Annotated in this window: 20 protein-coding genes; 7 read left to right on the top strand and 13 right to left on the bottom strand. The window is 65.2% G+C overall.

What is annotated here, in order from left to right; all coding sequences use genetic code 11:
• Window positions 1–34: 34 nt before the first annotated feature.
• The 11 genes from FFS37_RS02430 to FFS37_RS02480 form a co-directional block, all read right to left on the bottom strand.
• Window positions 35–847, bottom strand: a complete 813-nt coding sequence (locus tag FFS37_RS02430) for an enoyl-CoA hydratase family protein (protein ID WP_137929329.1) — start codon at window positions 845–847, stop codon at window positions 35–37.
• On the bottom strand, window positions 844–1,314 hold the full coding sequence (locus tag FFS37_RS02435; protein ID WP_137929330.1) for a MarR family winged helix-turn-helix transcriptional regulator: 471 nt from the start codon (window positions 1,312–1,314) through the stop codon (window positions 844–846). The genes FFS37_RS02430 and FFS37_RS02435 overlap by 4 nt, the downstream gene beginning before the upstream one ends.
• The gene (locus tag FFS37_RS02440; protein WP_137929331.1) at window positions 1,308–2,066 is read right to left on the bottom strand and encodes an SDR family NAD(P)-dependent oxidoreductase; all 759 of its coding nucleotides are present in this window, start codon (window positions 2,064–2,066) and stop codon (window positions 1,308–1,310) included. The genes FFS37_RS02435 and FFS37_RS02440 overlap by 7 nt, the downstream gene beginning before the upstream one ends.
• 316 nt (window positions 2,067–2,382) lie before the next feature.
• Window positions 2,383–4,677, bottom strand: a complete 2,295-nt coding sequence (locus FFS37_RS02445; protein ID WP_137929332.1) for a bifunctional salicylyl-CoA 5-hydroxylase/oxidoreductase — start codon at window positions 4,675–4,677, stop codon at window positions 2,383–2,385.
• Window positions 4,678–4,821: 144 nt separating this feature from the next.
• Window positions 4,822–5,421 (bottom strand): VOC family protein, encoded by a 600-nt coding sequence (locus FFS37_RS02450; protein WP_137929333.1) that lies wholly within the window; start codon window positions 5,419–5,421, stop codon window positions 4,822–4,824.
• Between the two features lie 76 nt (window positions 5,422–5,497).
• Window positions 5,498–6,334, bottom strand: coding sequence for an ATP-binding cassette domain-containing protein (locus tag FFS37_RS02455; protein ID WP_137929334.1), 837 nt, complete (start codon window positions 6,332–6,334; stop codon window positions 5,498–5,500).
• Entirely contained in the window at window positions 6,327–7,205 is an 879-nt protein-coding gene (locus tag FFS37_RS02460; protein ID WP_137929335.1) for an ABC transporter ATP-binding protein, read from the bottom strand. The genes FFS37_RS02455 and FFS37_RS02460 overlap by 8 nt, the downstream gene beginning before the upstream one ends.
• On the bottom strand, window positions 7,202–8,050 hold the full coding sequence (locus tag FFS37_RS02465; protein ID WP_137929336.1) for an ABC transporter permease: 849 nt from the start codon (window positions 8,048–8,050) through the stop codon (window positions 7,202–7,204). Before FFS37_RS02465 ends, FFS37_RS02460 begins: the two co-directional genes overlap by 4 nt.
• Window positions 8,043–9,050, bottom strand: coding sequence for an ABC transporter permease (locus FFS37_RS02470; protein ID WP_137929337.1), 1,008 nt, complete (start codon window positions 9,048–9,050; stop codon window positions 8,043–8,045). Before FFS37_RS02470 ends, FFS37_RS02465 begins: the two co-directional genes overlap by 8 nt.
• Window positions 9,051–9,140: 90 nt before the next feature.
• A complete protein-coding gene (locus FFS37_RS02475) occupies window positions 9,141–10,670 on the bottom strand; it encodes an ABC transporter substrate-binding protein (protein ID WP_137929338.1) in 1,530 nt (509 codons plus the stop codon).
• Between the two features lie 110 nt (window positions 10,671–10,780).
• Window positions 10,781–12,355, bottom strand: coding sequence for a phytoene desaturase family protein (locus FFS37_RS02480; RefSeq protein WP_137929339.1), 1,575 nt, complete (start codon window positions 12,353–12,355; stop codon window positions 10,781–10,783).
• Between the two features lie 119 nt (window positions 12,356–12,474).
• On the opposite strand from FFS37_RS02480, the gene FFS37_RS02485 reads away from it, so the two are divergent.
• From FFS37_RS02485 to FFS37_RS02520, 7 genes are all read left to right on the top strand, one after another.
• Entirely contained in the window at window positions 12,475–13,266 is a 792-nt protein-coding gene (locus FFS37_RS02485; RefSeq protein ID WP_137929340.1) for a cyclase family protein, read from the top strand.
• A gap of 290 nt (window positions 13,267–13,556) precedes the next feature.
• Complete coding sequence (locus FFS37_RS02495) at window positions 13,557–15,128, top strand: phytoene desaturase family protein (protein WP_137929341.1); 1,572 nt, start codon at window positions 13,557–13,559, stop codon at window positions 15,126–15,128.
• Window positions 15,128–15,610: a MarR family winged helix-turn-helix transcriptional regulator gene (locus FFS37_RS02500; RefSeq protein ID WP_137929342.1), complete on the top strand. Its 483-nt coding sequence runs from the start codon at window positions 15,128–15,130 to the stop codon at window positions 15,608–15,610. The genes FFS37_RS02495 and FFS37_RS02500 overlap by 1 nt, the downstream gene beginning before the upstream one ends.
• A 53-nt stretch (window positions 15,611–15,663) precedes the next feature.
• Window positions 15,664–17,817, top strand: coding sequence for a thiamine pyrophosphate-dependent enzyme (locus tag FFS37_RS02505; protein WP_137929343.1), 2,154 nt, complete (start codon window positions 15,664–15,666; stop codon window positions 17,815–17,817).
• A complete protein-coding gene (locus tag FFS37_RS02510) occupies window positions 17,810–19,390 on the top strand; it encodes an indolepyruvate oxidoreductase subunit beta family protein (RefSeq protein ID WP_137929344.1) in 1,581 nt (526 codons plus the stop codon). The genes FFS37_RS02505 and FFS37_RS02510 overlap by 8 nt, the downstream gene beginning before the upstream one ends.
• A gap of 84 nt (window positions 19,391–19,474) precedes the next feature.
• On the top strand, window positions 19,475–19,741 hold the full coding sequence (locus FFS37_RS02515; RefSeq protein WP_137929345.1) for a GCG_CRPN prefix-to-repeats domain-containing protein: 267 nt from the start codon (window positions 19,475–19,477) through the stop codon (window positions 19,739–19,741).
• A gap of 623 nt (window positions 19,742–20,364) precedes the next feature.
• The gene (locus FFS37_RS02520) at window positions 20,365–23,769 is read left to right on the top strand and encodes an acyl-[ACP]--phospholipid O-acyltransferase (protein WP_137929346.1); all 3,405 of its coding nucleotides are present in this window, start codon (window positions 20,365–20,367) and stop codon (window positions 23,767–23,769) included.
• A 145-nt stretch (window positions 23,770–23,914) separates the two neighbouring features.
• Here FFS37_RS02520 and FFS37_RS02525 read toward each other — a convergent pair whose 3' ends face one another.
• Complete coding sequence (locus FFS37_RS02525) at window positions 23,915–25,153, bottom strand: DUF1501 domain-containing protein (RefSeq protein ID WP_137929347.1); 1,239 nt, start codon at window positions 25,151–25,153, stop codon at window positions 23,915–23,917.
• Window positions 25,154–25,202: 49 nt separating this feature from the next.
• Window positions 25,203–26,729 (bottom strand): DUF1800 domain-containing protein, encoded by a 1,527-nt coding sequence (locus tag FFS37_RS02530; protein ID WP_137929348.1) that lies wholly within the window; start codon window positions 26,727–26,729, stop codon window positions 25,203–25,205.
• Window positions 26,730–26,832: the final 103 nt, after the last annotated feature.

Below are 26,832 nucleotides of genomic sequence, written 5' to 3' on the forward strand. Positions count from 1 at the left end.
CCCGCATGCTGGTGCGAGCAAAAACCAACCATCCTCAATTCCCCTCGAACACCGGCTTCTCCTTGGCCACGAACGCCTTGTAGGCGCGCTCGAAATCGCGCGTCTGCATGCAGATCGCCTGCGCCTGCGCTTCTGCCTCGATTGCCTGGTCCAGCCCCATCGACCATTCCTGGTTGAGCTGGGTCTTGGTGATGCCATGCGCGAAGGTCGGCCCCGAAACGATGCGCGCCGCCATGTCGAGCGCGTCGGCCTCGAGGGCCGCCGCATCGACCAGCCTGTTATAAAAACCCCAGCGCTCGCCTTCGGCGGCCGTCATGGTGCGGCCGGTGTAGAGCAGTTCCGCGGCGCGACCCTGGCCGATGATGCGCGGCAGGATCGCGCAGGCGCCCATGTCGCATCCGGCAAGGCCGACGCGTGTGAACAGGAACGCCGTCTTGGCCTCCGGCGTCGCGATGCGGATGTCGGCGCTCATGGCGATGATGGCACCGGCGCCCACCGCCACGCCGTCGACCGCCGCGATGATCGGCTTGCCACAATTCAGCATTGCCTTGACGAAGTCGCCGGTCATGCGGGTGAAGGCGAGCAGTTCCTTCATGTCCATCCTGACCAGTGGCCCGATGATATCGTGGACATCGCCGCCGGAGCAGAAATTGCCGCCATTGGACAGGAACACCACGGCGTCGATATCGTCGGCGTAGACCAGGTCGCGAAACGTGTCGCGCAACTCCGCATAGCTGTCGAAGGTCAGCGGATTCTTGCGCTCCGGCCGGTCGAGCCGGACCTTGGCGATCCTGCCTTCAACTTCCCAGAGAAAATGCTTCGGCTTGAGGCCGGCCATTTTTGTCATTCGCGTCCCTCCCAGTTGCTGCGGAACGAGGTCAGCATGCCGGTCAGCCGGCGGGCGTCCTCCTCGCTGACCTTGCCCAGCAATTCACCGATCCAGCCCTCATGCGCGGCGGCGATCGTGGCAAAGGACTGGGAGCCTTCCTCGGTCAGCCGCACCATCGAGGTGCGGCGGTCGCCATTGCGCCGGGCGCGCGTTACCAGCCCTTCCGAAACCAGCCGGTCGACGATCCCGGTGACGTTGCCGTTGGACACAAGCAGGAAGCGGGAAAGGTCGCTCATCAGCATGCCTTCGGGCGCGCGGTAGAGCGCGGCCATCACGTCGAAGCGCGGCAGCGTCGTGTCGAATTCCTTCTTCAGGCGCTCGCGCAGTTCGGCCTCGATCGTGCGCGAGGCGCGCAGCAGCCTGATCCACAGACGCAGCCGGTCCTTGCCGGGTCCTGAAGGGGCGGGCAGGGGGCCGGCTACCATGTCTCGCCTCCCGAGATCGAAATTGCCTGTCCGGTGATCGATGAAGCGGTGTCGCCGCAAAGCCACAGCACGGCGGCGGCTACTTCCACCGGCTGGATGAAGCGGCCTTGCGGATTGGTGGAGGCCAGGCTTGCCCGTGCCTCGCCGGAAGAGCGGCCTGTCTTTTCGACGATGCGCTGAATGGATTCCTCCAGCATTTCCGTTTCCACGAACCCAGGGCACACCGCATTGACGGTGACGCCTGACTTCGCCGTCTCGGCCGCAAGCGCCCGCATCAGCCCGACGACGCCATGCTTGGCGGCGACATAAGGCGCGACATAGGCATAGCCCTTCAATCCCGCCGTGGAAGCGATGAACACGATGCGGCCCGCCTTGCGCGCGGCCATGCCGGCCAGCGCCGGCTTCACCGTCAGGAACGCACCGGTCAGGTTGACGTCGAGCGTCCGCTGCCAGTCGGCCAGCGAGGTCTTGTGCGCCGGCGTGCTGCCCGCCATGCCGGCATTCGCGACGACGATATCGAAAGGCCCGCGCGCGGCCTGCGCGGTCTCGTAAAGGCCGGTCATCGCCGCCTCGTCGGTGACATCGGCGACCATGGCGAAGATGCGATCACTTTCGCCGGTTACTTTGGCAAGCTCCGCCTCACGGCGGCCACAGATAGTCACTTCGACGCCGGCCTCGGCCAGCGCCAACCCAATGGCCCGGCCAACGCCTGAGCCGCCGCCGGTGACCAGCGCATGCTTGCCCGCGATCATGCGGGAACCCTCGAAGCATTGTCTTGCGCCGCGCCGGTCGACCCCCACTCCGTCTCGGCTTCGCCGAGCCACCTCTCCCCCGATCGACGGGGGAGAGGAAGGGCGCGAACGTCTTGGCGGCAAGGCTCACCGAACGAGGCTCCTTTCCTTTCCCTCCGGAGGGGGGAAAGGTGGCGCTGCGAAGCAGTGACGGATTGGGGGAACCACCTCGAAATCATGCCCAGGGCTAATCCACCCATTCCAGTCCCAAACATCTCTGCACACCGGGAGGAGACAGGGGTGGGACTACAGTGCCGACGTGAAAAACGGGACGCGCTCATACTTTCAGCCCCGCAGCCGCATCGCGTTCGGCCAGCCTGTAGAGCTGGTCGCGTCCAGGCAGATAGGGATCGGGCCATCTGACGCCGCGGTCGCCAAGTGTCACCGCCGCATGCAGCGTCCAATAGGGATCGGCGAGGTGCGGCCTTGCCAAGGCCACCAGGTCGGCGCGGCCGGCCATCAGGATCGAATTGACATGATCCGGCTCGTAGATGTTGCCGACCGCCATCGTCGCCATGCCGACCTCGTTGCGGATGCGGTCGGAAAACGGCGTCTGGAACATGCGGCCATAGACCGGCTTGGCGGCGATCGAGGTCTGACCGGCCGAGACGTCGCATATGTCGACGCCGGCCTCGTGCAGCATGCGCGCGATCTCGACCGCGTCGGCCGGCGTCACACCTTCGATGCCGACCCAGTCATTGGCCGAAATGCGTACAGAGATCGGCTTGCGCGCCGGCCACACCGCGCGCACCGCATGGAAGATTTCCAGGGGATAGCGCATGCGGTTCTCGAGCGAACCGCCATAGGCGTCCGTGCGCCGGTTCGTCACCGGCGTGATGAAGGACGACAGCAGATAGCCATGCGCGGCGTGGATCTCCAGCATGTCGAAGCCGCAGCGGTCGGCCATCTCGGCGGAAGCGACGAACTGGTCGCGGACCAGATCCATGTCTGCACGGTCCATGGCCTTCGGCACCTGGTTCTGCGGCGACCACGCGACGGCAGACGCCGCCATGATGGGCCAGTTTCCCGAGGAGAGCGGCACGTCGGTGCCTTCCCAGCCGACACGGGTCGAACCCTTGGCGCCGGAATGACCGATCTGGGCGCAGAGTTTCGCCTCGGTCTCGGCATGGACGAAATCGACCAGCCGCTTCCACGCCACCTCATGTTCGGGTGCGTAGAAGCCGGGGCAGCCGGGAGTGATGCGTCCTTCGGGACTGACGCAGGTCATCTCGATATAGACGAGCCCCGCGCCGCCCTTGGCGCGTTCGGCATAGTGGGTGAAGTGCCAGTCGGTGGGGCAGCCGTCGACAGCCTTGTACTGCGCCATCGGCGAGACGACGACGCGGTTGGCAAGCTGCATGTCGCGCAGCCTGAACGGCGCGAACATCGGCGCCCGGCGCAGCCTGTTGCCGCCGGCGCCGGCCTGGCGCTGGAACCATTCTTCTGCGCCGCCCAGCCACTCGGCATCGCGCAGCCGCAGATTCTCATGGCTGATGCGCTGCGACCGCGTCAGCAGCGAATAGTTGAACTGCACGGGATCGAGACCAAGATAGCGCTCGACCTCCTCGAACCATTCCAGCGAATTGCGCGCCGCCGATTGCAGCTTCAGCACCTCGGTGCGTCTGGCGTCCTCGTATTTGCGGAAGGCTGCATCGAGATCCGGCTCGGTCTCGACATACTCGGCCAGCGCCACCGCGCTTTCCAGCGCAAGCTTGGTGCCCGAGCCGATCGAGAAATGCGCCGAGGCGGCGGCGTCGCCCATCAGCGCCAGATTCTCATACGACCAGCGTTCGCACAGCACGCGCGGAAAATTGATCCAGGCCGACCCCCTGATGTGGTTGGCGTTTGTCATCAGCGCATGGCCGCCGAGATGTTTCTGGAAGATGCGTTCGCAGACGGCGATGGAGTCCTGCTGCGACATCGCCCCGAAGCCGAACGCTTGCCAGGTCTGTTCGCTGCACTCGACGATGAAGGTCGCGGTCTCGCTGTCGAACTGGTAGGCGTGCGCCCACACCCAGCCATGCTCGGTCTTCTCGAAGATGAAGGTGAAGGCGTCGTCGAATTTCTGGTTGGTGCCGAGCCAGACGAATTTGCATTTGCGGGTGTCGATGTCGGGCTTGAAGATGTCGACGAAAGTGTTGCGCGCCCTGGAGTTCAACCCGTCGGCGGCGACGACCAGATCGTGCGTCTCCATATAGGGGCGAGGGTCGGCGATGTCGGTCTCGAACATCAGCTTGACGCCAAGCTCTCGCGCGCGCCGCTGCAGCAGGATCAGCAGCCGCTTGCGGCCGATGCCGCAAAAGCCATGCCCGGACGAGACCGTGCGCACGCCATCATGGATGACGGCGATGTCGTCCCAATAGGCGAAATGCTTCTTGATCCAGACGGCGCTGACCGGATCATTCTTCGCGAGATTGTCGAGCGTTTCGGCTGACAGCACCACGCCCCAGCCGAACGTGTCGTCCGGGCGGTTGCGTTCGAACACCGTCACCTCGTGCGCGGCGTCCCTCAGCTTCATCGAAATGGCAAAGTAGAGGCCGGCTGGTCCGCCGCCGAGAACCGCAACCTTCATCCGTGCGATCTCCTCTTCGCTTGCTGCATCTTCGAGTATCGCGCCGGAAGCAAGATATTTCAAGCTTAAAGTTTTATGCCGGAATGATCGCAGCGGGTCGGTGCGGCGCGCTTGCGTGTCCGTCCGCGAGCGCGCCTGAAACACTTACTTGTCAGGGTTCTTCGGGCTCCACAGCACCGTCTCGGCGCCCTTCTCATAAGCCATGCCCTGGGGATAGCTGATCGCCTCCAGTTGCAGCCCCCACGGCGCCTGGAAATAGAGGATGGTCTGGCCGCCGGCGGGACCTTCCTTGACCGGCAGCGGCCCCATCCGGGTCTTCACGCCCTTGCCGTCGAGATAGGCTTTCGCGGCGGCCACGTCGTCGACATAGAAGGCAATATGAAAGCCGCCAATGTCACTGTTCTTGGGCGTCAGATCCTTCTGGTCAGGAGCGGTGTATTTGAACAGCTCAATGTTCGATCCGTAGCCGCAGCGCACCATGGTGATCTGCTCGATGACAGCCTTCGGGTCGACGCCAAGCACGTCCTGCATGAATGTGCCCTTGTCGTCGGCGAAGGGGCCGAACGACATCGCCTTCTTGCAGCCGACGACCTCTGTGAAGAAGTCGACCGCCTGTTTCATGTCAGGCACGGTGATGCCGGTGTGGTCGTGGCCGCGCATGCCGGGGATCGAATCCGCCGAAGCCATGCCGGCGCTGCCAAGCACAGCGGCGGCAAGCGTTGCAAGTGCGATTGTGGTCTTCATCTCAGTTCTCCTCCTTGGCGGGGCCTGGTCATTTGCCGGTCGCACGTCCGAGGCCCGCTTCGGCGTGCGTATGCATTCATGGTGCCGGCTTGCCGGCGGAAGGGATGTCCAGCCAACCGGCATCGATTTCTGGCAGCGGAATGGCTGCGATGAGGTCGCGCGTGTAGTCCTGTCGCGGGTTGTCGAACAGCGCATCGGTCGCGCTGGCCTCGACGATCCTGCCCTCGCGCATGACAATCACCTGCTGGCAGAGTCGCCGGATGACCGACAGGTCGTGACTGATGAAGGCGACGGTGAGGCCCATCTCGGCCGCCAGTCTCTCCAGAAGGGTAAGGATCTGCGCCTGGGTCGACACGTCGAGGCCGGAGACGATCTCGTCGGCCAGCACGAATTTCGGCGACAGTGCCAGCGCGCGCGCAATGCCGACGCGCTGGCGCTGGCCGCCCGACAGCTGGTGCCGGTAGCGGCCGGCAAAGCTTTGCGGAAGGCCGACCCTTTGCAAGGCTTCGGCGACGCGGTCCCTGAGATTGTCGCCGAGTCCGTTCTGCTTGAGCGGCGCGGCGATGATGCTGGCGATGGTGCGGCGCGGGTTGAGCGACGACATCGGATCCTGAAAGATCATCTGCAGGTCGCGGCGCAGCGGCCGCAACTGCGCCTCCGCCAGATAGGTGATGTCGCGGCCCGCGAAGCTGATGCTGCCGACGCTCGGCTCCAGCAGCCTGACCAGCGCGCGGCCAAGCGTCGATTTCCCGGATCCGGATTCGCCGACAATGCCGGTCACCGAGCCCCTGGGCAGGTCGAAATCCAGGCCTTTCAAGATCTCGGCCAAGGGCGCGCGGCCGATCAGCGGCTTGCGCGTCATATCGGGCAGCGCCACCTTCAACCCGCGTACGGAAAACAGCGGCTCAGCCATGGGGTCGGCTCCAGGCCTGGTCCGCAGCCGCGATCTCCGCCGCAAGTCCTGCCAGTACGGTTTCGTCAACGGGCTTCAGCGAAGCGAAAGGATCGGTGTAACGCGGCGTCGCTGCCATCAGCGCGCGTGTATACGGATGCTGAGGAGAGGCAAACAGTGTCGCAGTATCGGCCTCCTCCACCACTTTGCCGGCATAGAGAACGGAGACTTTCTGGCTGATCTTGGCCACGACGCCGAGATCATGGGTGACGAACAGGATTGCCGTGCCATGTTCGCGCTGCAGTTCGGCGATCAGCCGCAGGATCTGCTTTTGCACGGTTACGTCGAGCGCCGTGGTCGGTTCGTCGGCGACGATCAGCCGGGGCTCGGCGGCAAAGGCGGCGGCGATCAGCACGCGCTGGCGCATGCCGCCGGACAATTCATGCGGATAGCTTCTCAGCACCCTGTCGGGCTCGCGAATCTGGACCTCGTCGAGCAACTGCCTGACGCGCTTGTCCGCCTTGTCGCCGCTCCAGCCCAGGATGCGCACCAGCCGGTCGGTCATCTGCGGGCCGATGCGGCGCGAGGGATTGAGCGCGGTCAGCGGATCCTGCGGGATCAGCGCCGTGCGGGCGCCGATCAGCGTGCGCCGCGCCTTGGGTTGCAGCCTGCCGAGGTCTTCGCCTTCGAGCCTCATATCGCCTTCGACGATGCGAACGCTCGACGGCAGCACGCCAAGCACGGCCTTGCCGATCATCGTCTTGCCGGCACCGCTTTCACCGACCAGCGCGCGGACCTCGCCGGGCTGAACGGTGAGCGACACCGAGCGCAGCACGCGCTGGCCGTTCGCCAGCACGGCGCTGAGATCGATGATGTCGAGGCAGGCGCTCATCGCAGCACCGGATCGAAGCGCGTCTTCAGCGCCTCGCCGAACTGACTGAAGGAGAGCACGGTGAGGATCAGCGTGATCAGCGGAAAAACCAGCACCCACCAGGCCTGATGGATCGACAGCCGGCCCTCGGCGATGATGCCGCCCCAGGTCGGATCGTCGGTCGAGATCGACAGGTTGACGAAGGACAGGATCGCCTCGACGATGACGGCGATGCCCATCTCCAGCGACAGCAGCGCCACGATCGACGGCAGCACATTGGGCAGCACCTCGCGCAGCATGATGCCGATGCGGCCATAGCCTGCGATGCGGGCGTTCTCGACATAGTCCATGCGCGACTGCCCCATCGCTTCGGCGCGGATCACCCTGCAGAAGCGCGTCCAGTCGATGATGGCGATGGCTAGGATGACGGAACTCAGGCCCGTGCCGAGCACGGCGACCAGAAGGATGGCGAACAGCACCGGCGGAAACGCCATCCAGATATCGACGATGCGCGAGATGATGCGATCGGCCCAGCCGCCGAAATAGCCTGCGATCAGCCCCAGCGTCGAGCCGACGAGGCAGGCTGCGATCGCCGCGGCGAAGGCGACGATGAAGGCGATGCGGCCGCCGAAGATCAGCCGCGAAAGCAGGTCGCGCCCCAGGCTGTCCGTGCCCAGCCAGTAGCCGGGCTCGGCGCCATCGAGCCAGAAAGGCGGCAGCCGCTCCAGCATCAAATCCTGCGCAAGCGGATCCTGCGGCGCGACCAGCGGCGCGAAGATCGCCGCCAGCAACACCAGCAGCAGCCAGCCGCCGGCCAGCCAGAGGCGCGGGCCCGCGCCGCGCCTGACGATGCGCGCCTCATCCATGGCGCAGCCTCGGATTGAGCAGCGCATACATCATGTCCACCGCAAGGTTGATCAGCACGAACAGCAGCGCGAAGACCAGAACGATGCCCTGGATCAACGGCAGGTCGCGGTTGATGACGGCATCGATCGCCATATTGCCGAGGCCCTCGTAGGAAAACAGCCGCTCGACAATGACCGTGCCACCGATGAGGAAAGTGAACTGCACGCCGACCAGGGTCAGCGTCGGTAGCGCCGCGTTCTTCAGCGCCTCGCGCAGGATGACCTGCGTCTCGGAAAAACCCTTCACCCGCGCCTGCACGACATAGTCGAGGTCGAGCACTTCCTTCAGCGACTGTTTCAGCAGCTGCGCGATGATCGCCGCCAGCGGCAGCGCCAGCGCGACCGCCGGCATGAGCATATGTTTCAACAGATCCCAGGTCAGGTCGAAGCGCAGCCGCAGCACGCTCTCGAACAGATAGAACTGGGTGACGAAGGGCAGGTCGAGCTGCGGCGACACACGTCCGGAAATGTCGAAGATCGGCACCAGCACGCCGAACAGCAGGATCAGCACCAGGCCCCACAGGAAGTCGGGAATGGAAAGTGCTGCCCCGCTGGCGATGTCGATACCGGCCTCCACCGCGGTGCCGCGCTCCCGGGCGCCGAGGATCGCCATCGTGCCGCCGAGCAGCACCGCCATGATCAGTGCGACGATGGCCAGTTCCAGCGTCGCCGGCAGCCGGTTGAAAACGAGGCCGAGCACGTCTTGCCGCAGTGAGATCGAAGTGCCGAAATCGCCCCTGACGACGCCGGACAGCCAGATGAAGAATTGCTGCACGATGGTCTTGTCCAGTCCGTAGAGCGCGCGCAGCCGCGCGATGTCGTCATCGGTCGCGCCGGGCGGCAGCATCATGGCGATCGGATCGCCGGGCGCGACGCGGATCACGACGAAGACGACGACGGCCACGCCGAACAGCGTGATCAGCATCGTCAAAAGACGGATCAGGAATCGTTGCAGGAGCATGTAAATCTTCGCAGGAGCCCGTGGGCTCGTATGCCCGATGGAAAATGCGCGCCGTCATTGGCGACGGCGCGCGGCAATTCCAGGCCGATATCAGGCCGGGGTCATCAGGGCCGGCAGCAGCGCGCCGGAAATATGCTGCACCACCTTGACGCCCTTGGCGTGCACGATCGGCTGGGCGAACTGCATCAGCGGCAGCACATAGGCCTGCTCGGCGATGTACTTGTCGACTTCTTTCCAGCCGGCAATGCGCTTGGCCTCGTCCTTCTCGCCCCACAGCGGGCCGATCTTGGCGTCGAGGTCGTCGGTCTTCCAGGACGAGTGCGGCGAAGGGCCGAACATGGCGAAGCCGGTCGACGTCGTCGGATCGCCGATGGCGTTGCCCCAATTGTAGAAGGCCGCCGGCGCCAGCTTGTGCGCGGCGCGCAGTTCGTAGTGCTTGGCGATTTCGTAGACCTCGATGGTCGCTTCGATGCCGACCTTGCGCCACATGCCGACGATCGCCTGCACCATCTCGTAGTCCTTGGGCTTGAAGCCCTTGGTGGTCTGGATGGTGATCTTGGCCGGCTTTTCGGGCGAGTAGCCGGAAGCCTTGAGCAGTTCCTTGGCCTTTTCGGGATTGTGCTCGACCTTGATCGACGGATCGTAGGCCGCGTATTCCGGCGTCTCCAGCGTGTCGATCGGCTGGCCGTAGCCGCGCAGCAGCCGCTTGACCAGCAATTCCTTGTCCACCGACATCACGGCAGCCTGGCGGACATTCTTGTCCAGCATGGCGTCCTTGTTGTTGAAGAAGATCATGCCGATGTCGGAAACATTCTTGATCGAGCCGGCAAGGCCGTCCTTGGCGATCAGGCGGTCGTACTCCTCATAGGGGATTTCGAGCGTGACCTGCGAAGAGCCGGATTCGATCTCGGCGACGCGGCTTGCCGCATCGGTGACGAACTTGATGGTCACGTTCTCGAAAGCAGGCTTGCCGCCCCAGTAATCCGGATTGGCCTTCAGCCGCAGGAAGGCGTTGCGTTCGAATTTCTCGACCATGTACGGGCCGGTGCCGATGGGCGCCTTTTCGAAGCCTTCAGCACCTACCTTCTCGTAATAGGCCTTGGGCATGATGTAGCCGGTGAGGAACGACATCCACTTGAAATAGACCGGATCGAACTGCACCACGTCGCCAGTGATCCTGTTGCCGTCGATCTTGAAGTTGTTGACGTTCTTCCAGACGAACTGGATCGGGTTGCCAGTCTTCTCGTCGCCCGCGCGCTGCAGCGACCAGACCACGTCTTCCGGCGTGAAGGGCGAGCCGTCATGCCATTTCACGCCCTCGCGCACGGTCATCATCACCTTGGTGCGGTCGTCGTTCCAGCCCCATTCGGTCAGCAGGCCCGGCGCGAACGACAGGTCGGGCTTTTGCGGGATGAACTGGTCGAACACCGACTGGTAGAGACCCTGGATGGTCGGATTGACCGCCGACGGTCCGGTGGTCGGGTCCCAGGACGGCAGATTGACATTGTAGGCGATGGTGAGTTCGCCGGCCGCGGCCCTGGCGATGCGCGGCAGGCCAATAGCGGCCACGCCGAGCGCGGCGGCACTGTATCCCAGCAATTCACGTCTGTTGATTGTCATGGTCGTTCCCCTTGTTGGTTATTGTCTCTGCGCGGCACTGTCACTTTGTTGGTTCGGGCTTCGTGGGCAGCAGCGCGTTGCCTCTCGTCGCCTCTGCGAAAATCGTCGGGTTACCTCCCGCCAAGCTGTTGCGCGAGCATGAAACCCGAGGCGGCACCGGTGCCGGCGCCCGGCCACGTCGCTGCGCCAGTGAGATGCAGATTGGCGACCGGCGTGTTCCAGCCGGCATAGCCGCGCGCCGGGCGGAACAGAAAGTTTTGCGCCAGATGGTGGCTGCCGCAGACCTGGTCGCCGCCGACGAGGTTCGGGTTTTCGCGCTCCAGGTCGATTGGCGAGAACACCGACCGGCCAAGGACCTTGCCACGCAGGCCGGGCGCATAGGTTTCGATGATGTCGAGCACGCGCTCCGCATAGGCGTCCTTGATCTCATCCCAGGGCGCGGGCGCGATCTTGCCGGCGGCATCAGCGGCGATTTCGGCAGGCAGCATGCGGACCTGCACCCAAAGCACGTGCTTGCCTTGAGGCGCGCGCGAAGGATCGATCGTAGTCGGCTGGCCGACGACCAGCACGGGTTGGTCGGGCAGCATGCCCGCCATCGCCTGCTGGTAGGTGCGCGACATGGCGTCGAGCGACGGCGACAGATGCACATAGGCGAATTGCCGAAGCTCGGCCCCCGCGCTCCAGTCCGGCAGATCGTCGAGCGCCAGATGGATCATCATCGTGCCTGGCGCGTAGCGGAATTTCCGCATCGCCGTGTCGAAGCCGGCATCGCCGGACCCGTTGGGCAGCAGCTTGCCGGCCAGTGTCCGGGGCGCGACGCCTGCGATGACCGCCTTGGCGGCGGTATGCGTCTCGCCGGAAGCCAGCCGCACCCCCATTGCCTTGCCGCCGGATACGGTGATCTCGGTCACTTCGGCGCCAGTGACGATCTGGCCCCCGGCGGATGTCACCATGCCAGCCAGGGCCCGGATGATGGTATCGGCGCCGCCCTTGCCCAGCACCATGCCGAAACTTTGGTTCGCCATCGATTCCAGGTAGGGGAACACCGCGCCGCCGGCGATATCGGGCGCGAAGTCGAGATGCATGCCCCAGGTGGCAAGCGTTGCCCGCACATATGGGGACTCGAAAGTCTCCTCCAGCCACGCGCGTGGCGACGACAACAGCAGCCGACCGGTGTCGAGTGCGCCGGTGACACCCTTCTTGCGCCACAGGTTCCACGCCGTGCCGGCAAGCGCGCGGGCGCCCATCGGCGAGCCGAGCAGCCGGAACAGATGCTCGGCCTCCGTCGGGAATGCGGCGACCAGTCTGCGCCATGTCGCGGCGTCCGCAGCGGAGAAAGCCGCCATGCGCGCCGCTGTCTTTTCCAGATCGTTGCTGACGCCGAACCAGCGCCCATCCGGGAAGGCGCTGGCGAAACAATCGGCGACCGGCGCGAACTCCAGACCTTGGCGGTTCAATTCATTTGCATATTTCCGATGGAAGGCGGAGCCCGCAAACAGGCTCAGATTCATCGCGCCGAAATCGTGGCGGAAGCCGGGAAGGGTGAATTCGCGGGTTTGCACGGCGCCGCCAATTGTTGCACTGCGCTCGAAAATCCCGGTTTTCCAGCCTTTGAGCGCCAAATGCGCGGCGCATGCCAGACTGTTGTGGCCCGCCCCGACAAAGATGGCGTCGAACTCGCTCACGCCCCGTTCCCATTTCCTTTATGCTTAAAGATAATTGCAGATGCATATGTTTTCGTCTAGTAGGATATTAAGGGCCGAGACGAGCCTTCAGCATCAGCAAGAAAGAGGGAACAGACACCATGGACACGCAAAAACTTCTCGGTGAAGTCGCCGGCCAGCTGCTTTCGGGCGCCATCAGGGTGGTCGACCTGTCAGCGCCGCTCGGACCCGACACGCCGCTGATCAAGCTGCCGCCGGAACTTGCCGTGGACACGCCGAAGGTCGAGATCCACAACATCTCCCGTTACGACAAGAACGGCCCCTGGTGGGCCTGGAACTGGCTGAAGCTCGGCGAGCATTCGGGAACGCATTTCGATGCGCCGCAGCATTGGATCAGCGGCAAGGACTATCCGGACGGGGCCACCGACACCATTCCGGCGCAGAATTTCGTCGGCCCGGTCAATGTCATCGACTGCTCGAAGGAAGCCGCCGCCGACCACGATTTCCTGCTCACCGTCGACCACATCAAGGCCTGGGAAGCCAAGCATGGCGCCATCAACGCCGGCGAATGGGTGGTGATGCGCACCGACTGGTACAAGCGCAATGGTTCGGAAGCCGAATTCCTCAACGCCAACGAAACCGGCCCGCACACGCCCGGCCCGACCGCCGAGGCCATCCAGTTCCTGATCAGCAAGGATATCAAGGGCTGGGGCTCGGAGACGATCGGCACCGATGCAGGCAAGGCCGGCGGCATGGAGCCGCCATTCCCGGCGCACACGCTGATGCACAAGGCCAATCGCTACGGTCTGGCCAGCCTCTGCAACCTCGACCAGTTGCCGCCGAAAGGCGCGATCCTGATCGCGGCACCGCTCAAGATCGAGCACGGCACCGGCAGCCCGATCCGCGCGCTGGCGCTGGTGGCGGGCAAATAGAGCGAGGTGGGTCTTCGGGAGAAGATCATGCGGGTTGGCGAGGCGATAGGGAAGCAGGTTGACGGCGGGCGAACTCCACGGCGCCCCCCTCTGCCCTGCCGGGCATCTCCCCCACGAGGGGGGAGATTGGCTGTCATCACGACCTTCGCCAGTTTTCAACGTCGCATGAAAAGAGTCGGCGCCGAAGCTGCCAATCTCCCCCCTCGTGGGGGAGATGTCCGGCAGGACAGAGGGGGGCGCCATAGAGCGCTGACCTCGCAAGGCTACCCGCTGCCCGTGAGAACCCGCCAATGAGCGCCCCCGATCACATCATCGTCGGCAGCGGCATCAACGCGCTGGTCTGCGCGGCGATGATGGGCGGCAAGGGCGCCAAGGTACTCCTTCTTGAACGCAACGACCGCATCGGCGGCTGCATGCGCACCGAGGAGATCACCGCGCCCGGCTTTATCCACGACGTGATGGCGACGACCTTCGTGCTCTTCATCACGTCGCCGGCCTTTGCCGCGCTTGGCAGCGATCTCGCGCGCCACGGGCTGGAGTTCTGCCACACCGGCACGCCGACCGGCGTGCTGCGGCCGGATGGCAGTCATGCGGTGCTCACCACCGATCGCGCCGTCAATGTCGCCGCGCTGAATGCAATCGCACCCGGGGAGGGCGATCGGCACGCCGACGACGTCGGCGGCATCGAGCGCAATGCCGGCCTGCTGTTCGGCTTGCTCGGCGGCGCGCTGTGGTCCTATCCCACGGCGAAGCTGCTTGCCGGCGATGCCTGGCGGCGCGGCCCGCGTAACCTAGCGGCTTTCCTCGGCGACGCGCTGGTGCCGGCGCGCGGCTGGCTGGAGAGCACTTACCAGTCCGAGACTGTCCGCGCCCTTTGGGCGCCCTGGGTGCTGCATGCCGGTCTCGGGCCGGAAGATGCTTTTTCCAGCCAGATCGCCAAGGTCATCGCCTTCGCGCTGGAGGCGGCCGGCGCGCCGATCGTCAAAGGTGGCGCCAAGAACCTGCTCGCCGCCTTCGAGGCTCTGATCCGGGAACGTGGCGGGGAAATCCGCACCGGCGCCGATGTCGCCTCGATCATCCAGAGCGGCGGTCGCGCGACAGGCGTGCGGCTGGCTTCGGGCGAAACCATTACGGCGGGCAAGAGCGTTATCTGCTCGGTCACGCCAACGCAGCTTTACGGCCGCCTGCTCGGCGCGGATGCTCCAAAAGCCGATGTCGAGGCGACGCGGAACTATCGCTACGGCAAGGGCAATTTCCAGATCCACTACGCACTGGACAAACCACCGGCATGGCGCGGCGAAGGCCTCGACAAGGTTGCGTTGCTGCATCTGACGCCGGGGCTCGATGGTGTCTCGAAGGCCTGCAACGAAGCGGCGCGCGGCATGCTGCCCGAAGTGCCGACCATCTGTGTCGGCCAGCCGCACGCGCTCGATCCGTCACGCTGCCCGCCGGGCAAGGCGATCCTGTGGCTGCAACTCCCCGAGGCGCCACGCCACATCAAGGGCGATGCGGCCGGCACACTGCAGGCGCCGGCCGATGGGCGGTGGACCGAGGCACTGCGCGAAGCCTACGCCGACCGCGTCGAGGCGATCCTTGCCAGCCATATCGACGGCTTCAAGGACAGCGTGATCGCGCGCCGCGCGTATTCGCCGGCCGATCTCGAGGCGATGAACATCAATCTGGTCGGCGGCGACCCCTATGGCGGGTCCTCGACCATCGACCAAGCCTTCCTGTGGCGGCCATTCAAGTCCAGCCGCAACCATCAGACCGGCATCAAGGGCCTTTATCATATCGGCGCCTCGACGCATCCGGGCGCGGGCCTCGGCGGCGGCTCCGGCTTTCTCCTGGCGGGGAGGCTGTGATGGAGCAGAAGGTGGCGGAAAAGCGCCAGCGCATATCGACGCTCGGCCAGATCGGCCTGCAGCAGTTCGCGCCCTATCTGATGAACCGCATCATGGGCCGCTACAACGCCACCTTGCGCGACGATTTCCGCAAGCAAGGGCTGACGATTTCGCAGGTTCGCACGCTGGCCGTGCTCTCGGTCACCGACGGTGTCACCGTCAATGATCTTTCGGTCTATACGGTCATCGAGCAGTCCACACTCAGCCGCACGCTCGATGCGCTGGAAGGGCAGGGGCTGGTGCGGCGCGAGCAGGGCGTCACCGATAGCCGCATACGCCATGTGTTCCTGACCGATGATGGGCGCGCGCTGTTCACGCGCGCCTGGCCGGCCATGCACGATGCCTTCGAGGCGATGTTCGACGACATCGACGATGCCGAATATTCGGCGCTCATCGCGACATTGCAGAAGATGCTTAAGAACATCCGCAAGCACGACATCTAGACGTACGCGCCGACTCTCGGGCGACGGGAAGGCGGCAACGGAAGGAGGCAGAAATGGCCGAACGGTCTTTCGCCAGGGAAGTCGAAAAGCTGAGGCTCGGCGCGGGCGAGGAATTCGCTGGCGAGGGCATCCTCGCCATCACCAAGGCGCTGCTGCAATGCGGCGTCGGCTATGTCGGCGGCTACCAGGGCGCGCCGATCAGCCATCTGATGGACGTGCTGGCCGACGCGCAGGACATTCTGGGCGAACTCGGCGTGCATTTCGAGGCCAGCGCCTCGGAAGCGACCGCCACCGCCATGCTGGCCGCCTCGGTGCATTATCCCATTCGCGGTGCCGCGACCTTCAAGTCGACCGTCGGCACCAATGTCGCTTCCGACGCGCTCGCCAATCTTGCATCCGGCGGCGTCACCGGCGGCGCGTTGATCATCGTTGGCGAGGACTACGGCGAAGGCTCCTCCATCATGCAGGAGCGCAGCCACGCCTTCGCCATGAAGAGCCAGGTCTGGCTGCTCGACCCGCGCCCCAACCTGCCCTCGATCGTCAAGGCGGTGGAGGATGGTTTCGAACTGTCGGAGATCTCCAACACGCCGGTCATGCTGCAGGTGCGCATCCGCTGCTGCCATGTGCACGGCCACTTCATCGCCAAGGACAACAAGCGACCGCCGATGACGGTTGCCGATGCGCTGTCGGCGCCGCGCCGCGACACCGGCCGTATCGTGTTGCCGCCCGCTTCCTTCCTGCACGAAAAAGAGAAGGTCGCGAAACGCTGGCCGGCGGCGGTGGACTTCATCAGAAAGAACAAGATCAACGAGTTCTTCGGTTCGGACCACGGTTCGGTCGGCATCGTCATGCAGGGCGGCATGTACAATTCCGTTATCCGCGCCTTGCAGAGGCTTGGTCTCGCCGACACCTATGGCGAGACCGATGTGCCGCTCTACGTGCTCAACGCCGTCTACCCCCTGGTGGACGATGAATTCCTGTCCTTCTGCGAGGGCAAGCAGGCGGTGCTGGTGGTCGAGGAAGGCCAGCCCAATTACATCGAGCAGGCCTTTGCGGCGATGCTGCACAAGGCCGGGCGCGGCACCAGGCTTGTGGGCAAGGAATATCTGCCGATGGCCGGCGAATATACCGGCCAGGTCATGCTCGACGGCATCGGCGCCTTCCTGCGCGCCGAGGCGCCGCATCTGCTGCCCGGCGAGGTCCGCGCGCCCAACAAGGTCGGCGACGGCATCGACACGGCGGACCTGATCAATGTCGTGCCCGGTCGGCCGCCGGGCTTCTGCATCGGTTGCCCGGAGCGGCCGATCTTCGCCGCAACCAAGCTGGTCGAGCAGGAACTCGGCAAGCACCACATCGCTTCCGATATTGGCTGCCATTTGTTCTCGATCATGCCGCCCTTCGAGCTCGGCGCGACCACCATGGGCTACGGGCTTGGGCCGGCATCGGCATCGGCCTTCAATTCGCCTGATGCAAAGCGTCGTTCGATCTCCTTCGTCGGCGATGGCGGCTTCTGGCATAACGGCCTGACGTCTTCGATCGGCAACGCGGTTTTCAACAAGAATGACGGCGTGATCGTCATCGTCGACAATTTCTATTCGGCCGCCACAGGCGGCCAGGACATCCTATCGTCGCGCGCCTCCAACCGGACCAAGTCGACAAAGCACCCGATCACCGAGGCGGTGAAGGGCATGGGTGTCAAATGGCTGCGCCACATCGACCGCACCTACGATGTGGGCAAGATGCAGGACACTTTGCGCGAGGCTCTGACGACGGAGGAGAAGGGACCGAAGGTCATCGTCGCCTCGTCCGAATGCATGCTGAACCGCCAGCGCCGCGAGAAGCCGCTGGTCGACAAGGCGATCAAGGGCGGCGAGCGCGTGGTGAAACCGAAGTTCGGCGTCGACGAGGACATCTGCACCGGCGACCACGCCTGCATGCGGCTCTCCGGCTGTCCGTCGCTGTCGGTCAAGTCGCTCGACGATCCCCTGCGCGATGACCCGGTGGCCTCGATCGACCAGAACTGCGTTGGCTGCGGCAATTGCGGCGAGGTGGCCGACGCGGCGGTGCTGTGTCCGTCCTTCTACCGTGCCGACGTCGTGCACAATCCCGGCCGCTGGGATCGCTTCCTGGAAAATGCGCGCCGCGCGGTGATCGGCCTCTTGCAGCGGCGGCGCGAAAGCCGGCGCCTGACATTCGCCGATGCTTGACCAGAGCTCGCCCGTGCGTCCGAAATCCGGCGGCGCCGATGCCGAACGGGTGATCAAGCTGGCGGTGCTGGCCGTCGGCGGCCAGGGCGGCGGCGTGCTGGCCGACTGGATCACCGATGTCGCCGAGCGCAACGGTCACGTCGCGCAGTCGACGTCCGTCGCCGGCGTCGCCCAGCGCACCGGCGCGACGATCTACTATATCGAAATGGCCCGTGACACGGGCCGGCTGCCGGTCTTTGCCCTGTCGCCCTCGCAGGGCGACGTCGACATACTGATATCAGCCGAATTGATGGAAGCCGGCCGCGCCATCATCCGTGGCTTCGTCACGCCGGAACGCACCACGCTCATCACCTCCTCGCACCGCATCGCCGCCGTGTCGGAAAAGATCGAGCCGGGCGACGGCCGGGCCTCGTCCGCCAAGGTGCATGCGACCGCGCAAGCCGCCTCGAAGCGCTTCATCGCCTTCGACATGGAAAAGATCGCCGCCGACAACGGCACCATGATCTCGGCCAGCCTGCTCGGCGCGCTGGCCGGTTCGGACGCGCTGCCGTTCACGCGCGAAAGCTACGAGCAGGCGATCAGTGCCGGCGGCCGGGGCGCGAGGGCCAGCCTCGCCGCCTTTGGCGCTGCTTATGATCGCGCCCGCGGCGCTGCGGTGCCTACGCCGGTCCCGGCGGAGCCGGCCATCGTCGAATCCGCCCTCGGTGCCGGACGTGTCACCGGCCCGCAAAACCTGCTGCAGGGCTGGCAGGCGCAGGCGGCCCGCATCGATCTGATGCCTGTGGCCGTGCGCGACATGGCGCTCAGGGGGCTGAGAAAAGTCGTCGACTACCAGGACATCGCCTATGGCCGGGAGTATCTCGACAGGCTGGACAAGGCCGTGGCGCAGGATGGCGCCGAGCATGCCCATGCGCTGTCGATCGCGGCCGCCAAGCATCTGGCCAACGCCATGTGCTACGACGACATGATCCGCGTCGCCGATCTGAAGACGCGCTCGACGCGTGACCGGCGGGTGCGCAAGGAGGTTGGCGTCAAGGACGGCTCGATCCTGCAGGTGACCGAGTATTTCCACCCCCGCATCGAGGAGTTCTGCGGCACATTGCCGGCGGGGTTGGGCAACTACATCGAGAACCGGCCGAGATTGGCCAGCTTTCTCGACCGCCGCATCAATCGCGGCCGACGCATTCGCACTGACAGTTTTGCAGGCTTCGCTGCCCTCTGGTTTATCGGCGGCCTGCGCCGCTGGCGCCGCCGCCTGCTGCGCCACCGGGTCGAGATGGTGCATCTGGAGCGCTGGTACGCGCTGGCGCTCGGCCATGCGCCGCAAGACTATGCGCTCGCCGTCGAAATCCTCAATTGCCGCCGGCTGATCAAAGGCTACAGCGATACGCACCTGCGCGCCCAGTCGAAATTCGACCGCGTGCTGTCGGCGCTGCCCATGCTGAATGGCAGGCAGGACGCCGCCGACTGGATCCGACGACTGCGCGAGGCCGCGCTGAAAGACGAGAAGGGCGACATGCTCGACGGCGCGCTGAAGACGGTCGCGACGCTGAACGACAGCAACGCCGTATAACGAAGATGTGATGCTGCCCGCTCCGACGGGATTCACGCCGTTCCTCCGTTCTATGGAGGTAGGGATGGTTCACGGAGACAACGCATGTTCACAAGGTATTTTCTGCCCCTGGCTTTGGCCGCGGGGACGCTGGTGCTGTCCGGCGCCGGCTCGCAGGCCATGCCGCTGGCCAAGCCCAGTGCGGCGACGTTGCCGATCGAAACCGTCGGCTGGCGCTGCGGCCCCGGCTGGCACATGAACCGCTGGGGCAATTGCGTGCCGAACCGGCGCGTCATCATCCGCCCGGCGCGTCATTGGCACCCGGGTTTCTGGGCATATGGACGCTGGCACCCCGGCCATTGGGGCTGGTGATCCGCATGTAGCGGCGCCCGCGTTCAAGCAGCGCGGGCGCTTTTGACCGCTCTCGGCATGTGCCGCCCGCCGGGCGGCACATGCCGCTTGAGGGCGGCTCTCCATCGTATGAAGCAAGGCAGCCCGGCGTGAAGAGCGGGCCGCCACGAGATGACGCGCCGGCGCGGATGCGTGGAAACCTTGGCCCGATCCACAGACCCTGATCCGCAGCCATGGAATGCGCAGCCCGGCGGCCGGGCAGGCGCGGCAGACCGACTCTCACGGTCGAGATGGGTCGCCCGGTCCCCGATCACCGCGCCACCTCGGCAGGCCTGCCTCCAAGGCCTGCGTGGCCTGCCTTCGGCCTCTTTCAATTTGGTCGTTTGAAGACATTTTTGAACGTCGTTCATTATTCGCTTGAACGTCGTTCAAAAAGTGCTATGTTGCGGCAATGAACGATGTTCATAAGTGCGTCGAAGCATACCGACCGTTGTCGGCGACACTGGAGCGCCGCACTTGGGAGGCAATGGAGAAAGCAGCAAGAAGTTTAACCAGCTTACGGATACGACTGGACTGAAACAGCGCATTCAACCCGCGCGACCGTCGGCCTGATGCCGGACGGAAACCGCAGAATGGAAATCGCCATGAATACCCATCTCATGCTGTCGCGACGTTTCGCACCGCTTTTCTGGACGCAATTCCTGTCCGCGTTCAACGACAATTTCCTCAAGAACACGCTGGTGTTCCTGATTCTGTTCACGCTGGCCGCCGATCAGGCGGCTTCGCTGGTCACGCTCGCCGGGGCGGTCTTCATGGCCCCCTTTCTGCTTCTGTCGGCTCTCGGCGGCGAGATCGCCGACCGGTTCGATAAGGCACTGGTCGCGCGCCGGCTCAAATTCGCCGAGATTGCCGCGGCGGGAGTCTCTGTCGCAGGCATAGCGCTGCACTCCATTCCCGTCCTGATGACGGCGCTGTTGATGTTCGGCGTCATCTCGGCGCTGTTCGGGCCGATCAAATACGGCATCCTGCCCGATCATCTCGAGCGCAAGGAACTGCCCAAGGCCAACGCCTGGATCGAGTCGGCCACGTTTGCAGCCATTCTCGGCGGCACCATCGCCGGCGGCGTGGTTTCGGCCGATGGCATCGGCGTCAAGGTGTTCGGGCCGATCATGATGGCGCTCGCCGTCGGCTGTTGGTTCGTCAGCCGCTATATCCCGTCCACCGGTTCGGCGGCGCCCGACCTCGCCATCGACAAGAACATCTTCCGTTCGACCTGGCGCCAGGTTAGCGAATTGCGCACCGACACGCGCATCTGGCGCGCCGGTTTGATGACGTCCTGGTTCTGGCTGGTCGGCGCGATCGTGCTTTCGATCCTGCCGACGCTGATCAAGGATTCCCTCGGCGGCAACGAGATCGCGGTCACCGCCTATCTAGCCGTGTTCGCGGTCTCCATCGCCATCGGCTCGGCAATCTCCGCCTGGATGTCGCAGGGGCGTATGGTGTTGTTGCCGGCGCCCGTCGGCACGGCGCTGATAGCGTTGTTCGGCCTTCATCTGGCCTGGACGGTCTGGAGCATGCAACCCTCGCCCAAGGCTGAAACCCTCGCCGCCTTCTTCGCCGGGCCGAACACGTTGCGTGTCGCGCTCGACCTTGCCGGCATGGCCATTGCCAGCGCCTTCCTGGTGGTGCCGACCTTCGCCGCCGTCCAGGCCTGGTCGCCCGAGACGCGCCGCGCCCGGGTCGTCGCGGCCGTCAGCATCGTCAGTGCCGGCTTCATGACGGTCGGCGGCATTCTCGTCGCCGCCATCCAGGCGGCCGGTGTTTCGATCGCCAGCGTGCTGTTCGGCCTTGCCGCCTTCAACGCCGTGGCCGCCTGGCTGATGCTGAAATACCTGCCGACCAACGCTTTCCGCGATTTCGTCTCCATCCTCTTCCGGGCCTTCCATCGCCTGGAAGTGGAAGGTCTGGACAATTTGAAGGCGGCCGGCAAGGCGCCCATCCTGGCGCTCAACCATGTCAGCTTCCTCGACGGCCCGCTGGCACTGACGCTGACCGATGAAGAACCGGTCTTCGCCATCGACTACGCCATCGCGCAATCCTGGTGGATAAAGCCCTTCCTGAAGCTGACGCGCGCGCTGCCGCTCAATCCGGCCAAGCCGATGTCGACCCGCACGCTGATCAAGATCGTGCAGAATGGCGATCCGCTGGTTATCTTCCCCGAAGGCCGCATTACCGTCACAGGCGGGCTGATGAAGGTCTATGACGGCGCCGCCATGGTGGCCGACAAGACCGGCTCGATGGTGGTGCCGATCCGCATCGAGGGGCTGGAAAAGAGCCCCTTCTCACGGCTGACCTCTCAACATGTGCGTCGCCGCCTTTTCCCCAAGGTCAAGGTGACCATATTGCCGCCGGTCAAGCTCAAGGTCGCGGACGAGCTGAAGGGCCGCAAGCGGCGGGCCGCCGCCGGCGCCGCCCTCTATCAGGTGATGTCGAACCTCGTCTTCCAGACCCAGGACATCGATCACACGGTGCTCGAAAGGATCATCCAGACGGCAAATGAGCGCGGCATGAAGCAGCTGGCCGTGGAGGATCCGGTTACCGGCAAGCTGAGCTACGGCAAGCTGCTCACCGGTGCCGCGGTGCTCGGCGAGAAGTTCGAGACGCTTTATGCCGGCCAGGACACGCTCGGCATCATGTTGCCCAATGCCAACGGGTCCTGCGCCACGCTGCTCGGCGTCATGTCCTCCGGTAAGGTTCCCGCGATGATCAACTTCACCGCCGGCGCCGCCAACATCCTGTCCGCCTGCAAGGCGGCTGGGGTAACCACCATCCTCACCTCCAGGGCGTTCGTCGAACAGGCCAAGCTCGCCGCGATGGTCGAGGAGATCGGCCGCTCGGTAAACATCGTCTGGCTCGACGACCTGCGCGCAACCATCGGCCTCAAGGACAAGCTGCTCGGTCTGCTGCGCAAGAGTACGCCACGGGTCGCCCGCAAGGCGACCGATCCGGCGGTGATCCTGTTCACCTCGGGTTCGGAAGGCACGCCCAAGGGCGTCGTGCTCACCCACCGCAACATCCTGGCCAATGCCGCGCAGGCCGCCTCGCGCATCGATTTCCATTCGGGCGACAAGGTGTTCAACGTGCTGCCGATCTTCCATTCCTTCGGCTTGACGGCCGGCACGGTGCTGCCGCTCGTGTCCGGCGTCCCCGTCTATTTCTATCCCTCGCCGCTGCACTACCGGATCGTTCCCGAACTGGTGTATGCGTCGAACGCCACCATCATCTTCGGCACCGATACCTTCCTCAGCGGCTATGCGCGCACCGCGCACCCCTATGATTTCCGCTCGGTGCGCTACTGTTTCTCGGGTGCAGAACCGGTCAAGGCCTCGACCCGCGAAACCTACATGGAGAAATTCGGCCTCCGCATCCTCGAAGGCTACGGCGTTACCGAGACGGCGCCGGTCATCTCCATCAACACGCCGATGTACAACAAGTCGGGTACGGTCGGAAAAATCATGCCTGGCATGGAATACCGTCTCGAACCGGTGGTCGGCGTCGAAGGCGGCGGCCGGCTGTTCGTGCGCGGTCCCAACGTCATGGCCGGCTATCTCAAGGCCGACAAGCCCGGCGTCCTCGAACCCCTGCCGGACGGCTGGCACGACACTGGCGATATCGTCAGCATCGACGATGCGGGCTTCATCAGCATCCGGGGGCGCGCCAAGCGCTTCGCCAAGATCGGCGGCGAGATGATTTCGCTTGCCGCCGTCGAGGCACTGGCCGGCGAATTGTGGAAGGGCTCGCTCTCGGCGGTCGCCACGGTGCCGGATCAGCGCAAGGGCGAGAAACTGGTCCTCATCACCGAGGCTCCCGCGGCGACGCGTGCGGACCTCGTGGCCTTCGCCAAGGCGAACGGCGCGATGGACCTGATGGTGCCCGCCGAAGTGCGCGTCGTACCGCACGTGCCGGTGCTCGGCTCCGGCAAGATCGACTTCGTCGGCGTGACCAGGCTGGTGCGGGGCGAGGACGAACCCAGGGTCAAGGCTGCCTGATGGCGCCCGAGCATGATCCCAAGAAGTGGAAACCGGTTCTCGGAAAAGATCATGCTCCAACAAGGAATTAGATTAGGGAGACGATTCAACGAAATGTCACCCTGATCTAACGGCTCCGCGACGGGATCGCGGCGCCGCTCGTCCTTCAGGCCACCAGATTGGCCATCGGCTTCACCGCGGCCGAATCCGGGAACACCTTGTCGCCGAGCACCGCGGCGGAAAGCCCGAACTGGTCGGCGAGCAGGCCTTTCAGCACCGCCCTGACATCGCTGGTCGGCGCGAGATCGCGTTGCTGATAAAGTTGAGCCGGCTTCAGGCCCGGCCAGTCGGCGATGACGCGACCGCCCTTGATCGCGCCGCCGGCCAGAAGCACCACCGTCCCGGTGCCGTGATCCGTGCCGACCGTGCCGTTGATCTGCGCCGTGCGCCCGAACTCGGTGATGGCGACGACCGCCGTGTCCTTCCAGCGCTCGCCGAGCCCTTTCTCGAATTCCTCGAAGGCGCCGTCGAGGCCGCCGAGCAAGGTGGCGAGCCGTCCGGTCGCGCCGCCCTCGTTGACATGCGTGTCCCAGCCGTCGAAGGCGAGCGCCGCGACGCGCGGTCCATCATCGGCGCTCATCAGCCTGGCTGCACCCTGGGCGGCCTGCCGCATCCCCGCGGCGCTGTCGAGACCGCCCTTGGGCTTCATCGCCTTGGCGCCCATCTGGTCGTCGAGCGCCATGCGGTCGGCATCGAGTCCCTTTTGCAGCGCGACCGCCAGAACCGGGTCTCTGTGCCGGTAGAGATTGAGAACACGCGCCGCGAGGTCGCCCGCCGGCTCCGGCAGCGATTGCGGCGCCCAGCCGAGCACCGGCGCCGCGCCGCGGATCACCAGGGGCGTCGATGGGCCGACCGCCAACCCGCCAAGGGTTGCCACCCGGTCGCCCGCCGGCAGGTTTTCCAGCGCCCGGTTGAGCCAGCCGGTAGCAACATGGCCGGGACCGGAAAAACCGCTTTCCAGCACATCCTGGCCATCGAAGTGCGAGCGTTCGCGATAGCCGGTCGCGGCCGCGTGAACCACCGCCGCCTGGTTTGCCTTGAACAGCCGTGCGAACACCGGCATCGCCGGATTGACCGCGAAGAAGCTGTCGAGCGGCAGCGCGGCATGCGGGCCGGTGAGCGACAATGCGATGTCACCGTGCAGGCCGGCATAGTCGGGGTCGCCGACCGGGCCGACCGCCGACAGGCCGTCGAGCGCGCCGCGCAGTACGACGACGATCAGGCGCGGGTCGCGATTGTCGGCCGCGCGGGCGAAGCGCGGCATGTAGGCCCAGGCAAAGAGTGCGCCGCCGGTCATCAGCACGGCGCGGCGGGAAGGGTGAGGGGTTTCGCACAGCAGGTTCATGACTTTGTCTCCACGGGCGTTCTTGGCGCGAGGACCGTCTTCGCTCGAGCTACCGTCTCTGGAATTCGGGCGCCATCAGCAGCAGTGCCAGTCCTTGCTGCTTGGATTCGGCGCGGGCGATCTCCTGCCGGGTTTCCGGCGAGGCCGAAGGACCGATCAGGGCGTCGAGCATGTCGTCCGGATTGCCGATGTCCTTGACTTGCCGGGCGGCCTGCCAGGCGATGTCGAGCCGGACTTTCATGCCTTCCGCCGACGCCCAGCTGTCGGCCTGGTCCGAAAAGCCGTTAGGGCCCGGAGGCTGCCAAAGCGGCTCGCCCAGGGCGTTGAGCCAGGCAAGGGACTGGCCCGGATCGTTCGCCGGTCCGGGGCCGGCCGCACGCCTGACGGCGGCGACATAGTCGAAGGGCGACCGCATCTTGTCGAGCGGCGTCGACCAGGCTTCCGGCATGTCGATGAGGGTCGCGGCCAGCGCCCGCAGATTGCCGTCGTTCTTGGTGAACACCTTGGCGAGGCGGGCGACCGCCGCCGCCGGGGGATCGTCCGCGATGAAATGTCGGGCGAGCTTGGTGGCAATGTGCTGGGCCGTCGCCGGATGACGGGCGATGTCGTCGAGCGCTGCTTCTGCCTGGCCCATGCCGCCGCCCGGATAGGTCTTGCCGAGCAGCACGGCATCGCCCGGCTCGTGTGCATTGGCGTTGAAAACGGAACTGCCGGGCTCGCCCAGCCGTCCTTCCCGCCCGGCCATCGTCCATCCGGTCAGGATACGCGCGAAGCTGGTGACGTCGGCCTGGGTGTAGCCACTGCCGACACCCAGCGTGTGCAGTTCCAGGATCTCGCGGGCAAGGTTCTCGTTGAGACCGCGCTGCCGGTTCTTGCCGGCACGGGAATCTGGGCCGACCGATTGCTGGTTGTCGAGATAGAAAAGCATGGCTGGATGCCGTTCCACCGCCGTCAGCATGTCGGCAAAGCGGCCGAGCACGAAGGGCCGGATCGCTTCGCGCTCGAAGGCGCCGGCGCTGGCGCGCACGACGTTGTCCTTGGCCACCGAAACGCAGAAATGGTTCGACCAGAAATAGACGAGACGCTCGACGAAGCCGACCTCGGCCTTCAGCGCCTTGTCGAAACGGGCCTGGGCCTCCGCCTTGTACAGGATGGCCTCGACGGGAGGTGTTGCCGGTTTGGTCGGCGCTGCCACTGGGGGTTGGGCCGGCGCGGGCGCCTTGGCGGGAGCAGTCGGCATGGCTCCGGCATTGGGTATGGCCGCGGTCTTCTCCATACCCGGGGCATTGATCATCGCCGGCTTGGCGGCCGCCTTCGCCATATCCTTGTCGAGCTTGCGCTGGAAGCGCGCCGCCATGCTGGCCTGGATCGCCGGCGTGCTTCCCAGGAGGTCCGCATAGGCCGGGCCGTCATAGGTGATCATGGCGATATCCGGTTGCCGGAGCTCTGCCTTGAGATAGCCGCGTGGGTCGCCGGTAAGCTTGTCGCGGTCATCGGGCCGGGCTCCAAGTCCGAAACGGTTGAACGCGATCAAGGCCGGATCGGGCGCCGTGGACACTTTGGTTGGGGCGGCCATGTCAGCGCTCCATGGTTCGGCCTCACGCGAGCAGCGCTACGTCCGATCGGGCTTTCCTGAATGCTCAAACTGGCGGTGGAGGCCGGGCCGGCGGGTGCCGCCC

It is taken from the genome of Mesorhizobium comanense (genome assembly GCF_005503535.1).
In the GTDB taxonomy this organism is placed as follows: domain Bacteria; phylum Pseudomonadota; class Alphaproteobacteria; order Rhizobiales; family Rhizobiaceae; genus Mesorhizobium; species Mesorhizobium comanense.